Raw genomic sequence first — 14,326 nt, 5'->3', positions numbered from 1 at the left:
TGACGGGAGCAAATAATAGCACCAGCCCCTCTTTCACTCAACGTAAAAGCTGACAAGTTTTGCGTCTTTTATAAACGAAACGTGTGAATCGAGTAAAATCTTCGTCACTCAGTCAATCTAGATATCTAATACAAGACAGTCACTACGGGATCGAGAACAACATGGCATGATCAAATTACTTGAAGCACGCTCATCATTTGACAAGAAAGTATCTCGGTGATCCGGCACGCCTTCTACAACCCGAGTCATACAGGTTCCACACCAACCTTCTTCACACGAGATAGGAATATCGATGCCGTTTATTTCTAACGTCTGCGTGATACTTAGCCCCTCTTCAACATCAAACACTTCCCCCGAACTGGCCACTTTTACTTGAAAAGTCTCCCGTGGGGCGCTGTCCATCTCAGGAGAAGCAACCCCTTTGAAGAACTCATGATGCAACTTTGCTTCCGGCCAGCCTAAGCTTCGCGCAAGATCAAGTACCGTTCGAATATAACCATTTGGGCCACAAACATAGATATCACGTTTATCCGGCAACGACGCGAGCAAAGCTTGGATATCAGCTCGTTTACCTTGCTCGATGGTGAAATGAAATTTCACTTTATCCGAGAAAGAAGCGTTTTTGAGTGTGCCGTAGAATGCCGCATGATGCGCACTTTTAGCGGAATAATGAAGCAAAAACTCCGTACCTGATTTAGACAACATTTGCGCCATCGGCATGAGAGGCGTCACACCAATGCCAGCGGCCATTAGCAAAGCAGGGAGTCGAGGGCTATTAAGAGGAAAGTGGTTTTGAGGTAGCTTCGCCTTAAGCTTATCGCCTTGTTTCAGACGATGGATTTCAGCAGAGCCACCACGTGAATTTGGATCACGCAACACGGCTACTTCAAATTCTTTACCCGTTGTCGGTAAACGACACAACGAATACTGCCTCAATAAACCACTAGGCAATTGCAACTCGATGTGTGCTCCCGCTTGATAAGAGGGTAATGTACCACCATCTTGTTTAACTAAGGTTAAGCGGATCACATCTTCCGTTTCTTTGAGAATGTGACTCACAACTAAGTCCAGCATAATAGCTTTCACCCACCCTCCTCAAATACAATCAATAATTACCCTTAATATAGAAGAGACTTTCGAAAGAAGAAATACACTGTTGCAGAGATGTATTTATTGTTTGAACGGGTCTCCCAACGGCACTTCAAGAATATTGGTGCCACCCACAGGTTGCCCCACCATTTCATCGTAAGCACTTTGGTGACACAAAACCATCTTCTCAACCTGCTTATTGGTAAAGATTTTCTGCAGGTCAAGTTTGTTATGACTGGTCACAAACACACCTTTTTGATCGGTAATATAGTGTTCTTCTCCTTCTGAAATAATAGACAGCTGATATAAGTTAGACTCCAGTGAATGAATACAGACTTTTTCAATTTCAGTTATTTTTGCTAGCTCGGATAAGGTCATTTCGCTACTCTCCTTCTAGGATACCTAATCTTCTACGCAAACTATTCGAAATTGGATGTTACCTGTCTCTATCATGATCCCATCAGACTTATTAAAAAAACTCGACCATAACTCTATTTACCAAGATGCTTTAGCGAAAATACACAAGCTCTTACCCACTCTTAAAAGCAGAGTTATCATTGGCATTGGTGGCATTCCTGGCTCTGGAAAGTCAACGTTAGCCGAATACATCTGCAATCGAATCAATCTGCAATACCCTAATCAAGTAGCCAGTGTCAGCATGGATGGTTTTCACTTAAGTAAAGCGCAACTTAGCGCTATGACTGATCCAGAAGCTGCGTTTGCACGACGAGGGGCGCCTTGGACGTTTGACAGTGAGAGTTTTGTAGAACATTTACGCCATTTCAAACAGCACCCTTCAAAGCCTCTTAGCTGGCCAAGTTTCGATCATGCTTACGGTGACCCCGTATTCAACGATGTAATAATCGCCCCTGATGTCAAGATACTGATTGTGGAAGGTTTGTATGTGTTGCACCAACAAGATGGCTTTGAAAAAGCGTCAGAATTTCTCGATTTTCGTTGGTTCATTCATTTAGAGCTAGAGCATGCTATGGCTCAATTAGCCCTCAGACATCAAAAAGCGTGGGGGATCAGTGCAGAAGAAGCAAAACATAGGATTCTAATCAACGATGCTCTCAATGCTCAAATCGCCGATCTAAGCCAACAACATGCCGATCATGTACTGCATATTATTTGAACGATTTTGCCATTAATATCGCAACAAAATTACATGGAAACTCTTTGGTTATGGCGCTATGTTTTATGGACGCTCTAATAAATGGCGTTGTACGTCAGGGTTCATAGCCAACCAAATTATAACAAAAAGGAAACCATTTATGACCTCGTCTTTCCCATATAAGAAAACGCTGATTGCTTCTGCATTTGCGTTATCTGCCCTTCAATTGCACGCGGCAGGATTCCAACTCAACGCCCAATCTGCGACGGGTCTAGGCCGGGCTTATGCAGGTGACGCTGTCATTGGTGATAACGCAAGCATCATTTCAAGAAACCCTGCCGGCATGGCGTTGTTCGATTCGCCAGCGATGTCTATTGGTATTGAAAGCATTACAACTGATATTGAAGCAAAAGATGCTACCTACACCAATAATCTAACGGCAAGCAATACTAGCGCAAGCACTGACGGTATTGGCGACACGTCAATCGCACCAAATTTTCATTATATCCGACCGGTCGACGACAAATTCGCTTGGGGTTTCAATGCTTATTCAAATTTCGGTACAAAAACCGAATTTAATAAAGACTACCAAGGATACGAGTACGGTGGAAAAACCGACGTCAAAAGTATCAACCTTGGACTGGTTGGTTCTTACCGCGTTAACAAACAGCTTGCTGTAGGCGCAGGAATTGATGCGGTGTACGGCGATGGCACATTTATCCGACCAGCTAATCCTGTTGTGGCAAGCCAATTCAACACTAATAGTCTTTTGGAAATTGAAGCCGATGGTTGGGCTGTGGGATACAATCTTGGGTTATTATTTGAGGTCGATGACAATAATCGCTTTGGCTTAGACTACCATTACAGTCCAGATATTGATGCAGACGGTGAAGTATATCGTTTTGGCGCCACGCCAACAAAGCAGTCGGACACAGTGGTCATGCCCTTACCTGATATTGCTGAATTTTCAGGTTATCACCGCTTGGCACCAGAATACGCGGTTCACTACAGTGTGCAATTTATTCGCTGGTCTGAATTTGATGTACTGGAAGCCAAACAAGCCGGTCTAATCAACAACTACCAATGGCAAGATGCGTGGCATTACTCCATTGGTGGTACTTATTACATGGATGACGCTTGGGAGTTGCGCGCAGGCTATATGTACGATACCAGCGCTCAAGCCGATATGCGTTCGCTTTCTGTTCCTGATTCCGATCGCCAATGGTTATCTGCTGGCTTTACCTACCGCCCAAGCCAAACCAGCAGCATCGACTTTGGTGCGACCTATCTCATAGGTGAAGACACAAACGTGCAAGAAAGCACTCAGCTATCCAGCATCCAAGGTACGACACACGCTGATGCCTTATTGCTAGGTTTACAATACAGCCGCTCTTTCTAGCGTTAGCCGGTAATTTTTAAACTCCCAAAGGCCCAGACTATTCTCTGGGCCTTTCAGTTAGGCCAACATAGACACTCATTTCTTTGCCACTCTACGGTTAAAACAGCTTCAGGGTGCTGCCAAAGATCTCCAATCGCAACCAACGTATCAGTTTGATAAATATAAGGTAGATGGTCGCGCCACCAGATTGGAATTCTTTGATCTTGTAGCCATTTTTTAAGTGAACGATGCTTGCCATTTGCCAGTAATAAACGCTCCCCTTCTGGACGAGATTTAAGCTCTACAGCTTCACTGCAGCGAATACGATCAAACTCTCGTTCAAACCAAACGCATTTTTTGAGCGCACCCAGTACAGGCAAACGCTCTTCAGGCAATACATGCAAATGCTCGTTATAACGCACCAGTCGATATCCTGAAGTTTGAAACAAAGGCTGCTTACTTTGAGCGCCATAAAACATAGCAACAACAGCAGATAACTGAGCTTGCGTGAGCGAAATATTCTGTTCTTTAAGGTAACCCGACAACCAAAAGGCTCTTTCATCAATCGGCAAAGAGGCTAAATTCAGCCCTCCAGTTTCATTAATATGTGCCTGGAGAGTGGTTCTGATTAAGCGCTCAATAACACGTCCTTCTGACTGCATAAATTCGGCACTTTTAGCCACTTGCGCCATAAGAGCCCCATCGTTTTCTTCCCAAGGTTCGATTACCTGATGACGAAGAAAGTTTCGTCGAAACCGCACGTCAGCATTCGATTCATCTTCAATCCAATGAAGTGATTGCTGTTGAGCATATTCCGTTAATGCTTGTCGCGAGATCGTTAACAACGGACGCCAAAGTTGACCTAAACCGAGTGGACGCTGGGCAGGAATACCCTGAATGCCCCGCCAGCCAGTGCCTCGCTCTAAACGAAAGAGCAGCGTCTCTGCTTGATCGTTCGCATGATGACCTTGCAGCAGTACATCACCATTCTCTAAGTAGCGCTCAAACACCTCATAACGCTTACGCCGAGCTTGCTCTTCAAGTGATTGGTGAGTATCAAGTGTGACCCGCTCATTGAACAACGGAATCTGATAACCATCACATATCGTCTGACAATGCAGCGCCCAAGCATCTGCATTGTCACTCAAACCATGATGAATATGAATGGCAGACACACGTGATCGTAAATCAGAAGAAAGCTGCGTCATTACACAGTGAAGCAAAACATGGGAATCCATACCGCCGCTGTAAGCAATATAGATCTTTCCTTGCTCCCCTAACAATCTATGCAATGTTTCTGTCGATAATACAATCATGCTTTACCTAACAAACAGAAAAGGCGCCGAAGCGCCTTTAGTATGAACCATTTATCATGCTTATAGAGCAAACAAGTGGTGTTTCTTCTTACCTAATTTCACTAGGAAGTACTTACCGTAGTAACCGTTCTGCGCGGTAAAGATATCCGCTGCAGACATGTTGTCATCCATGCCTTTTGCTACACCATTTACAAATACAGAATTACGCTGCAGAGCATCTTTTACTTGTTTGCCGCTTGCTGCTAAACCGGCATCCGCAAGCAGTGAGGTCATTGGCGTTTCCGCTAAATTGATACCTTCTAAAGAACTGCTTGGCAAACCATCCAATTGAATTTGCTCAAGGTCTTGTTCGCTTAGCTTGTCCGTTTCACCACTGAACAACGCTTGCGTAATACGCTCGGCGGCTGCCAAGCCTTCCTCACCATGCACTAAACGAGTTGCCTCGCGCGCTAGTACTGCTTGTGCTTGCGGCTTACCGCCATTTTCTTGATCGGCCTTTTCAATCGCATCAATGTCTTCGATTGACATGAACGTGAAGTACTTCAAGAATTTGTATACATCCGCGTCAGCTGTACCCAACCAGAATTGATAGAACGAGTATTGGCTGGTCTTCTTAGGATCTAACCAAACCGCACCAGACTCTGTTTTACCAAATTTAGTACCATCTGATTTCGTTACCAAGGGAACTGTTAAACCAAATGTTTGCGATTGATTTTGACGACGAGACAGGTCAATCCCCCCAACGATATTACCCCACTGATCGCTACCGCCTACCTGAAGCGTACAATCGTATAAGCGGTTCAATTCTGCGAAGTCCATGCCTTGCAACAATGCGTATGAAAACTCGGTAAAAGAAATCCCGGCACCTTCGCGGTTTAAACGTTGCTGAACAGACTCTTTGTTAATCATGGCATTGACAGAGAAATGCTTACCAATTTCGCGCAAGAAATCGATCACATTCATATTGCCAGTCCAATCTAGGTTGTTTACCACGCGGGCAGGGTTATCAACGCCCTCGAACGCAACAAACTGACTTACCTGGCCTTTAATTTTATCAGCCCAACTTGCCACGATATCAGACGTATTTAATGAACGCTCTGCGGCTTTAAAGCTTGGGTCACCAATCATACCAGTGGCACCGCCAACAAGCGCAATTGGGTTATGTCCCGCATCTTGACAGCGTTTCAGTACCAACAAAGGTACTAAGTGGCCAAGGTGTAGGCTGTCTGCCGTTGGATCAAAGCCACAATACAAAGTACGACGACCGGATGACAAATGAGCGCGCAGCTCTTCTTCAGCTGTCATTTGAGCGATAAGCCCACGAGCTTGTAAATCAGCTAATAGGTCGAGGTTTTGTTGTGTCATTGTTAGATCCAAATCCTAGTGTAGTGAAAATAATTAGCGTTCAATTATAGCCACTTAGTTGATAGGATTACATGGCTTTATGCTTAAAATTGGAACTCAATATTGGACAAATTATTGCTATCTAAGGGACTTTTCTGGACATCCTTAGTTTTACTGCTCATAGGGGGTGGTTTGCTACTATGGGACGGCTCCTCAGAGCCTATAACAAATACATCTAAGCAGAGTACTGTTCGGACAAGTGCGGGGCCGATTCCCGCTAAAGCAGACGTTCCTTCGCCAGAACATATCAAGCCGATACCACAAACACTTGAGTCTAAAACTGTGTTGCTACAAAACGGTGATTCACTGTCACGCACCCTGAACCGACTTGGCGTCAGTAATCGTCAAATTGCCCAGCTGCTGCAAGTAGATGAAAGCAATGTACTTAGCAACCTTCAACCTGGACAAAAACTCACCACCGACATTTTGGTTCCCAGTAATGATTTGAAAAATCTCACTCTTTCAGTGAACCGTGAACGCGCTCACGTCTTTAAACAAGTCGACAGTGGTTATCGCTACAAGGAGCAACTCACACCGATTGAGACAGTACTCGCTTACAAAGAAGTCACCATTCAAAACTCATTGTTTGTAGACGGTGCAACGGCAGGTATTTCAGATAAGTTATTGCTGCAAATCACCGGCATCTTTCGTTGGGACATCGATTTTGCCCTCGACATACGTCAAGGCGACCGCTTTGCCTTATTGTTTGAAGAGCGCTTTATTGATGGCGAAAAAATTGGCACAGGCAATATTATCGCTGCCCAATTTATTAATAATGGCCGTGTTTTTGAAGCACTGCGCTATCAGCTCGAACAACAAACAGACTACTTTACTCGCGACGGTTTATCTTTACGTAAAGCGTTCATCCGCTCACCTGTCGACTTCACTCGCGTATCCTCACAGTTTAACCCCCATCGACTGCACCCTATTTTTAAAACCAGCCGACCACATCAAGGAGTGGATTACGCCGCAGCGACCGGCACGCCAGTACAAAGTTCAGGGGATGGTAGTGTGGCATTTGTGGGGGAAATGAAAGGCTATGGCAATACGGTCATTATTGATCACGGTGCCGGCTACACCACCCTATACGCGCATTTAAATGACTTCGCAGATCACGTAATAGCGGGCAGACAAGTGGCTCAAGGGGAGACTATCGCGTATGTAGGCCAAACTGGCTGGGCAACAGGCCCCCATCTGCATTATGAATTCCGCATTAATGGTACGCATCAAAACCCCGAAACCGTCGACATTCCTTATGATAGCCCTATGAGCAAATCCGAATTGATGGCTTTTTTACCTTATGCGCAGACATTAATGGAGAGACTAAAGCGCTCTCGCTCACAAGACATGGCCAGTTATCTTGCAAGGCTATCGCGTAAAAATTGATACACTGCATTTTATAAAAAGTTAGACACAAAAAAGGCCGCGTAAGCGACCTTTTTAGCAGTTAGCGTTTTCTCTCTGATTAAAGAGCGCTTTCTACAAACTCTACAAGCTGAGACTTAGAAACTGCACCCACTTTCGTTGCAGCAACTTCGCCACCCTTGATAACAAGTAGTGTTGGAATACCACGTACATTGTATTTAGGCGCTGTTTCTGTGTTTTCGTCAACGTTGATTTTAACCACTTTCACACGACCAGCGTATTCTGCTGAAACGTCTTCAAGAACTGGCGCAATCATTTTACAAGGTCCACACCATGGCGCCCAAAAGTCCACAATAACAGGCAAGTCAGATTTTAGAACTTCTTCTTCAAACTGAGCATCAGTTACGTTGATAATATTTTCGCTCATCGCAAATTCCTTAAATTCGATTATTCATTTATGGTGTAAGTGTAACACTATTCACGTCACGGCAAAATCAGAATACTTAACTAGAACGATAGCAAAATGCTATAAGGTCATGTTCTCAATTAGCGTAATCAACTCTGGTAGAGAATGCACTTCCGCATCCGGTACCACACTCCATTCAGCCTTCCAACGGCGCGCCCCGTGGCGGTTAAACCACACCGCACGCGCCCCTGCATTCACCGCGCCTTGAACATCGTCAACAGGGTGATCGCCCACATGGATAATGCGATCCATTGGTGTATCAGTACGTTCCGATAGACGTGCAAAAATCTCAGGATCTGGTTTCGCAATCCCCTCTTTGTCTGCACGAATAACCGTACTAAAATAATGCTCTAACGCGATATGAGGATGGTACACATCGGCATTACCATTGGTTAAGGCGGCCAGTTCGTACCGCTCTGCGAGCTTAGTTAACGTTGAATGGACATCTGGATACAAGTCAATACGCTGACGCCAATCATAAAACACATTGAAGGCTTGTTCTGCGCGTTGCTCAGCTTCTTCAGCAGGCAAGCCATAGCGCTGCAATGCCAAACGATATTGCGCTAAACGCACTTTTGTCACATCGTGTTTAATTTCTGGGTAAAGCTCATAAATCTCGTACTTAACAGGATCCATTGTAGGCGTATAAAAACGCTCAGCAAATCCTGGAAAGTTGCCATCAAACCATTTCTCCATCGCATGCTCTGCACGGATGAGTGTTGGATCGACATCCCAAAGGGTGTTGTCTAAATCAAATGATATCAACGTTTTCATGGTAATAGCCTTAATAGCAGCGCACTCAATAGGTCAGAAAGGTAATCTAAAAACAAGGAGCCCTTCTCTTTATCGAAATGGTTCAATCGATTAGAACCAAGCGCCAATACGCCATGATAGACCACTTGCCCACCTTCAAATGACACTAAAGGCATGATGGCCGAAGACATCACCGAGTCACTTTGCGACTGAAATAAAAACTCAGACTCAGCAACCGACAGTACGCCGCAGTAGCAGCCTGACTGTGCCAACATTTCTTTAATAATAGGCTCGGCGGATTCCCAACTGGCCATACGAACCGACGTATCTAATGGTTGTTCGGTAAACAGCACCATCGACATATAGTTGACCGCGAAGTCTTCGCGCATCACCTCTTCGACAACTCCAGCGAAATCATCAAGCGAGTCACCACTTAGACATTTTAAGATCAGCCGACGGCTTTTTTTCATGATGGCTTCGTTTTCACGCGCAATGCTTACCAAGCGCTCAAATTCACTACGGTATTCGGCGGTCGATTTACGCAATAACGAAACCTGGCGCTCCAGTAACGAGATCGCGCCACCATGAACAGGATGAGGAATGGTCAACTCCTCTAATAACGCAGGATTTCGCTCGAAAAAATCTGGCGTATTTTGTAGGTATTGAACAACGTCCTCTTCCGACATGAATCCTCTCTTACAGGTAAATTTGGCCTTCAAATACTTTTTGTGCAGGTCCAGTCATTGCAATAGAATGACCCGGTCCTTGCCAAGAAATACGCAAATCACCACCAGGCAAATGCACTAACACATTAGCAGCCAGCCAGCCTTGCTTAATCCCGGCCACAACGGCGGCACACGCGCCGGTTCCGCACGCTTGTGTTTCGCCTACTCCGCGTTCGTATACGCGCAAGTTAACTTCATCGGATGATAAGACCTGTAAAAAGCCAACATTTACATTGTTCGGAAAACGCTCATGAGCTTCAACAATCGGACCTACGCGATGCACAATTTCATCCGTTAATGCTTCTACGCGAATCACGGCATGGGGGTTGCCCACTGACACAGGCGTTAAATCGAAACGTTCGCCTGCCACATCAATCGCATAAACGTCAGCCAATTCGTCTGCTACAAAAGGAAGGTCAGCAGGTATGAAACTAGGCTCTCCCATGTCCACACAGACTTGACCATCCTCTTGGATTTTCAACTGCATCTGACCACGCTTTGTTTCTACATCAATGACACGTTTATGAGTCAACTCGCGATCCAGTACAAACTTAGCAAAGCAACGAGCACCATTGCCACAATGCTCAACTTCCGAACCGTCACAATTATAAATACGGTAGCGAAAGTCCATATCCGGGTTGGAGGGAGGCTCAACAACCAAAAGCTGATCAAAACCTATGCCACGGTTACGATCACCAAGACGCTCGATCTGCGCCTTGTTGAAATACACTTTTCGAGACACGGCATCGACAACGACGAAGTCATTACCGAGGCCATGCATCTTAGTAAATTTTAGTAACACGTTACGCTCCTTAAGCAGGCAACAGTTGCTCACCGGCTAACTGGTGATCAATGTCTTCACGCTCACGGATTAAATACGTTTTATCACCATCAACCATCACTTCCGCAGCGCGACCACGACTGTTGTAATTAGAAGCCATTGTGAAACCATAAGCTCCGGCTGAGCGAAGTGCTAGTAGATCACCCGGCTGAATGTCTAACTCACGATCTTTGCCTAGGAAATCACTCGTTTCACAAATCGGACCCACTAAATCATAGGTGCGTTTGCCTTCAGGTGTTGCCTCTAAATTAACTGGGACGATGTCCATCCAAGCGCCATAAAGAGAGGGGCGAATCATATCGTTCATCGCACCGTCGACAATGGCAAAGTTTTTATGCGCGGTGCATTTTAGAAACTCAACTTTCATCATCATAATGCCGGCGTTCGCAGCAATTGAACGCCCTGGTTCAAAAGCCAGTGACAGATCACGACCTTTTACCTTGGACAGTAATTGATCAGCGTAATCTTTCGGCTCTGGTGGCACTTCATCACGGTAACGCACCCCTAAACCACCACCTAAATCAAGATGTTTAATGGTAATACCTTGTTCAGCTAACTGATCAATCAGACCAATCAAGCGATCAAATGTGTCCATAAATGGCTGAAGCTCAGTTAGCTGAGAACCAATGTGACAATCTACCCCCATCACATTTAGGTTCTCTAACGAATGTGCCACGCTGTAAATACGTACGGCATCTTGAATATCAATACCAAATTTATTGTCTTTCAAGCCCGTTGAAATGTAAGGATGTGTTTTAGCATCTACATCAGGGTTTACGCGCAATGAAACTGGCGCCACAACCCCCATTTCGCCCGCCACAGTGTTTAGGCGATAAAGTTCTGACTCAGACTCAACGTTAAAACAGTGAATGCCAACTTCTAATGCACGACGCATTTCATGCGCTTGCTTCGCCACACCAGAGAACATCACTTTGCTCGGATCGCCGCCTGCACGCAAAACGCGTTCTAGCTCGCCGATGGAGACAATATCAAAACCTGAACCAAGACGCGCCAGCACATTCAAAATTGCAATATTCGAACACGCTTTCACGGCATAGCAAATCAACGTTGGGTGTGACGCAAAGGCATCCGCATAAGCTTTGTAATGTCGCTCGAACGTGGCACGCGAATATACGTAAGTTGGTGTACCGTATTGATTTGCGATATCCGTTAATGAAACATCTTCAGCGTGAAGCTGTTGACCAGAGTAATTAAAAAAATCCAAGGGAGCACCTCAATGATCGGAGGAAGTAGACACAGCGTCCGCTGGCAAAGATTGCTGCGGTAAATATAAGGCACCTTTATTTCCACAACCCGATAAAACTAAGGTCACGAGCAACAAAAAAATAGGCTTAGACACAGTGACAACCATCCATTAATACAATTTGTTGACAGTATACTGATCCCCTGTTTTATTCCCACCCCCACTCACTATTTTGATTGAAAAACTTTACGCGGTTTGCCTGTTTAAAGCCATGTGATTTGCTATAGTGAGCGCTTGATGCGCACGGCCTTGTACGCAAAAGAATTAGAATCAAGATACGGATGCTCGAATGAAACGCTTGCTTAAACCATGGGTGGTTGCTTTGCTTGCAGCACTAGGTCTGCATGCCGCTCTATTCGTAGGGTTTAAAGATCGTCACTGGGGCGCTCAAACGCCAGAGCCAACGCATTTACAAGTTTCGATATTAGCCGCTGAGGAGTCAGCGCAGCTCGCTCGTGAACCTGAACCTGAACCTGAACCTGAACCTGAACCAACTACAATCAAACAAGCCCCAATAAAACTAAGTCAAATCACCGAACCACCTTCACAGGCTGAAGCACTCAAAGTGCCAGTTACAGCAATAACAGAGGCTACTCGCGCACCAGTGCCAACGCCGCAACCTCGTTTCACATTAAGTGACATTGTCGATGCGACCGAAGCGGTCACCTCCAGTTCTGACTGGAAAGCCAAAAGCTTGCTAGATATTGGTGCCGTTACTTCCAAAAAACCGGTATTAAACCCATCTAAAGATGCATTTTCGCCGAAATTCAGACAAGCGCTGGGCCGAGCAAAGCAAGCGCAAAAGGAATACGAAAAAGGAATTGTGGAAGAGCAGAAATACCCTATTACAGAAGACGCGGACGGAACACGCTACGTCAATATAAAGGGAATATGTTGGAAACTACCGGAGCCAGGCAGTAATGAAGAATGGCAAGTGGTTCTATCTGGCTGTTCAGGACAAAAGGACACGTTTAGATTTGAGCTGAATATCACAACAGATCTATTACGCTCAGATACTTTCCAAGAACTTCCATTCGGTAGAGATTAAAAAACCCCGTATAATGCGGGGTTTTGAGAGTATTCCGGAGAAACATCGTGTGATTAACGCTGCGCTAATTCTGCCTTAGCACGTTCAATCGCAGATTTCACCTGAGCTGGCGCTGTGCCTCCAATGTGATCACGTGCCGCCACTGAACCTTCAAGCGTTAATACTTCGAACACATCCTGTTCAATCATGTCGCCAAAACCTTGTAGCTCGACTAGCGTCATTTCAGATAAATCACGACTTTCTTGCACACCAAACCCAACCGCTTTACCGACGATTTCGTGAGCATCACGGAACGCCACACCTTTACGTACTAGGTAGTCAGCAAGGTCCGTTGCAGTACTGAATCCACGACGCGCCGCTTCATACATATGCTCGTTACGCGCTTCGATCGCTGGAATCATATCTGCAAACGCACGCAGTGAACCACGTAACGTATCTACTGTATCAAATAACGGCTCTTTGTCTTCTTGGTTATCTTTGTTGTACGCCAAACACTGGGATTTCATCAATGTTAATAGACCCATTAGGTGGCCATAAACACGACCCGTTTTACCACGCACAAGCTCAGGTACATCTGGGTTTTTCTTCTGCGGCATGATAGATGAGCCAGTACAGAAGCGATCAGGAAGGAAAATAAAGTTAAACTGAGCCGAGGCCCACATAACCAATTCTTCAGCCCAACGAGACAAATGCATCATAGTAATCGATGCTGCAGCCGTGAATTCAATCGCAAAGTCACGATCACTAACCGAGTCCAAAGAGTTGTAAGTAGGACGCTCAAAACCTAACAGATCTGCTGTCATGAAGCGGTCTATGGGGTAAGTCGTCCCAGCCAAAGCGGCAGCACCTAGCGGTAAGATATTAACGCGTTTACGGCAGTCCAGTAGACGCTCGTAATCACGCTGAGCCATCTCGTACCATGCCATCAAGTGATGACCAAACGTCACTGGCTGAGCCGTTTGTAAATGCGTAAAACCTGGCATAATAGTGTCTGTGTTACGCTCGGCAAGAGACAAAATACCTTGTTGCAAACGCGTTACTTCTTCCAACAAGAAATCAATTTCGTCGCGCATGTACAGTCGAATATCCGTCGCTACTTGGTCGTTACGCGAACGCCCTGTGTGCAATTTTTTACCCGTGATACCGATTTTCTGCGTCAAACGTGCTTCGATGTTCATATGAACATCTTCTAATTCTATAGACCACTCAAACTCACCACGAGCAATCTCTTGCTCAATTTCCGTTAAGCCTTGGATAATTTGGTCGCGTTCAGCCTCTGTTAACACACCGACTTTTGCCAACATCGTTGCATGTGCAATCGAGCCACGAATGTCTTGTCCTGCCATACGCTGGTCAAACTCAACCGATGCGGTAAAACGAGCGACAAACGCGTCAACAGGTTCAGAGAAGCGACCACCCCATTGCTGGTTAGTGGTTTTGTTTGTATCAGTCATTTATTCATTTCCCAGTCTGAGATCAATGTTGCGGCAAGATTACCTGATGACGCGCCCTTTATAAAGGGCTGCGGGATGACGGCCAAAGGGCAAGCGAGTATGATATAGC

General features: G+C 45.4%; 15 protein-coding genes. 4 read left to right on the top strand and 11 right to left on the bottom strand.

Going from position 1 to position 14,326, the window contains the following annotated elements:
• Positions 1-117: 117 nt before the first annotated feature.
• The gene (locus ACPUEK_RS07470; RefSeq protein WP_244502920.1) at positions 118-1,086 is read right to left on the bottom strand and encodes a PDR/VanB family oxidoreductase; all 969 of its coding nucleotides are present in this window, start codon (positions 1,084-1,086) and stop codon (positions 118-120) included.
• An 84-nt stretch (positions 1,087-1,170) separates the two neighbouring features.
• A complete protein-coding gene (locus ACPUEK_RS07465) occupies positions 1,171-1,467 on the bottom strand; it encodes a DUF6482 family protein (RefSeq protein WP_067030536.1) in 297 nt (98 codons plus the stop codon).
• A gap of 55 nt (positions 1,468-1,522) precedes the next feature.
• On the opposite strand from ACPUEK_RS07465, the gene ACPUEK_RS07460 reads away from it, so the two are divergent.
• Both ACPUEK_RS07460 and ACPUEK_RS07455 read left to right on the top strand, forming a co-directional pair.
• Positions 1,523-2,224 (top strand): hypothetical protein, encoded by a 702-nt coding sequence (locus tag ACPUEK_RS07460; RefSeq protein ID WP_425642814.1) that lies wholly within the window; start codon positions 1,523-1,525, stop codon positions 2,222-2,224.
• A gap of 139 nt (positions 2,225-2,363) precedes the next feature.
• A complete protein-coding gene (locus ACPUEK_RS07455) occupies positions 2,364-3,602 on the top strand; it encodes an outer membrane protein transport protein (protein ID WP_425642813.1) in 1,239 nt (412 codons plus the stop codon).
• Positions 3,603-3,655: 53 nt separating this feature from the next.
• Here ACPUEK_RS07455 and tilS read toward each other — a convergent pair whose 3' ends face one another.
• On the bottom strand, positions 3,656-4,897 hold the full coding sequence (tilS, locus tag ACPUEK_RS07450) for a tRNA lysidine(34) synthetase TilS (protein ID WP_425642812.1): 1,242 nt from the start codon (positions 4,895-4,897) through the stop codon (positions 3,656-3,658).
• A gap of 60 nt (positions 4,898-4,957) precedes the next feature.
• On the bottom strand, positions 4,958-6,262 hold the full coding sequence (gene tyrS, locus ACPUEK_RS07445; RefSeq protein ID WP_067030545.1) for a tyrosine--tRNA ligase: 1,305 nt from the start codon (positions 6,260-6,262) through the stop codon (positions 4,958-4,960).
• 171 nt (positions 6,263-6,433) lie between these two features.
• Between tyrS and ACPUEK_RS07440 the strand changes: the two genes are divergently transcribed.
• Complete coding sequence (locus ACPUEK_RS07440) at positions 6,434-7,687, top strand: peptidoglycan DD-metalloendopeptidase family protein (protein WP_425642811.1); 1,254 nt, start codon at positions 6,434-6,436, stop codon at positions 7,685-7,687.
• Between the two features lie 79 nt (positions 7,688-7,766).
• Here ACPUEK_RS07440 and trxA read toward each other — a convergent pair whose 3' ends face one another.
• The 6 genes from trxA to lptM form a co-directional block, all read right to left on the bottom strand.
• The gene (gene trxA / locus ACPUEK_RS07435) at positions 7,767-8,093 is read right to left on the bottom strand and encodes a thioredoxin TrxA (RefSeq protein ID WP_067223636.1); all 327 of its coding nucleotides are present in this window, start codon (positions 8,091-8,093) and stop codon (positions 7,767-7,769) included.
• A 99-nt stretch (positions 8,094-8,192) separates the two neighbouring features.
• Positions 8,193-8,906: an HAD family hydrolase gene (locus ACPUEK_RS07430; RefSeq protein WP_425642810.1), complete on the bottom strand. Its 714-nt coding sequence runs from the start codon at positions 8,904-8,906 to the stop codon at positions 8,193-8,195.
• Positions 8,903-9,571, bottom strand: coding sequence for a DUF484 family protein (locus ACPUEK_RS07425; RefSeq protein ID WP_425642809.1), 669 nt, complete (start codon positions 9,569-9,571; stop codon positions 8,903-8,905). Before ACPUEK_RS07425 ends, ACPUEK_RS07430 begins: the two co-directional genes overlap by 4 nt.
• A 10-nt stretch (positions 9,572-9,581) precedes the next feature.
• Positions 9,582-10,412 (bottom strand): diaminopimelate epimerase, encoded by an 831-nt coding sequence (gene dapF, locus ACPUEK_RS07420; RefSeq protein WP_425642808.1) that lies wholly within the window; start codon positions 10,410-10,412, stop codon positions 9,582-9,584.
• Positions 10,413-10,422: 10 nt separating this feature from the next.
• Positions 10,423-11,676, bottom strand: coding sequence for a diaminopimelate decarboxylase (gene lysA, locus ACPUEK_RS07415; protein ID WP_425642807.1), 1,254 nt, complete (start codon positions 11,674-11,676; stop codon positions 10,423-10,425).
• Between the two features lie 9 nt (positions 11,677-11,685).
• Complete coding sequence (gene lptM / locus ACPUEK_RS07410) at positions 11,686-11,823, bottom strand: LPS translocon maturation chaperone LptM (protein WP_425642806.1); 138 nt, start codon at positions 11,821-11,823, stop codon at positions 11,686-11,688.
• A 181-nt stretch (positions 11,824-12,004) separates the two neighbouring features.
• On the opposite strand from lptM, the gene ACPUEK_RS07405 reads away from it, so the two are divergent.
• Positions 12,005-12,763: a hypothetical protein gene (locus ACPUEK_RS07405; RefSeq protein WP_425642805.1), complete on the top strand. Its 759-nt coding sequence runs from the start codon at positions 12,005-12,007 to the stop codon at positions 12,761-12,763.
• Between the two features lie 53 nt (positions 12,764-12,816).
• Here ACPUEK_RS07405 and argH read toward each other — a convergent pair whose 3' ends face one another.
• Positions 12,817-14,217: an argininosuccinate lyase gene (argH, locus tag ACPUEK_RS07400; protein WP_067102094.1), complete on the bottom strand. Its 1,401-nt coding sequence runs from the start codon at positions 14,215-14,217 to the stop codon at positions 12,817-12,819.
• Between the last annotated feature and the right edge of the window lie 109 nt (positions 14,218-14,326).

The sequence above is a fragment of the Marinomonas gallaica genome (assembly GCF_049821165.1).
Classification (GTDB): domain Bacteria; phylum Pseudomonadota; class Gammaproteobacteria; order Pseudomonadales; family Marinomonadaceae; genus Marinomonas; species Marinomonas gallaica.
Note: the sequence above shows the minus strand (reverse complement) of the source record. Positions and strands in the feature narration are given on the sequence as shown.

Excerpts from the sequence above, each read along its gene's own strand:
- ACPUEK_RS07465 (WP_067030536.1), bottom strand. The coding sequence starts at position 1,467 with ATGACCTTATCCGAGCTAGCAAAAATAACTGAAATTGAAAAAGTCTGT.
- ACPUEK_RS07460 (WP_425642814.1), top strand. The coding sequence starts at position 1,523 with ATGTTACCTGTCTCTATCATGATCCCATCAGACTTATTAAAAAAACTC.
- ACPUEK_RS07455 (WP_425642813.1), top strand. The coding sequence starts at position 2,364 with ATGACCTCGTCTTTCCCATATAAGAAAACGCTGATTGCTTCTGCATTT.
- tilS (WP_425642812.1), bottom strand. The coding sequence starts at position 4,897 with ATGATTGTATTATCGACAGAAACATTGCATAGATTGTTAGGGGAGCAA.
- tyrS (WP_067030545.1), bottom strand. The coding sequence starts at position 6,262 with ATGACACAACAAAACCTCGACCTATTAGCTGATTTACAAGCTCGTGGG.
- trxA (WP_067223636.1), bottom strand. The coding sequence starts at position 8,093 with ATGAGCGAAAATATTATCAACGTAACTGATGCTCAGTTTGAAGAAGAA.
- ACPUEK_RS07430 (WP_425642810.1), bottom strand. The coding sequence starts at position 8,906 with ATGAAAACGTTGATATCATTTGATTTAGACAACACCCTTTGGGATGTC.
- ACPUEK_RS07425 (WP_425642809.1), bottom strand. The coding sequence starts at position 9,571 with ATGTCGGAAGAGGACGTTGTTCAATACCTACAAAATACGCCAGATTTT.
- lptM (WP_425642806.1), bottom strand. The coding sequence starts at position 11,823 with ATGGTTGTCACTGTGTCTAAGCCTATTTTTTTGTTGCTCGTGACCTTA.
- ACPUEK_RS07405 (WP_425642805.1), top strand. The coding sequence starts at position 12,005 with ATGAAACGCTTGCTTAAACCATGGGTGGTTGCTTTGCTTGCAGCACTA.
- argH (WP_067102094.1), bottom strand. The coding sequence starts at position 14,217 with ATGACTGATACAAACAAAACCACTAACCAGCAATGGGGTGGTCGCTTC.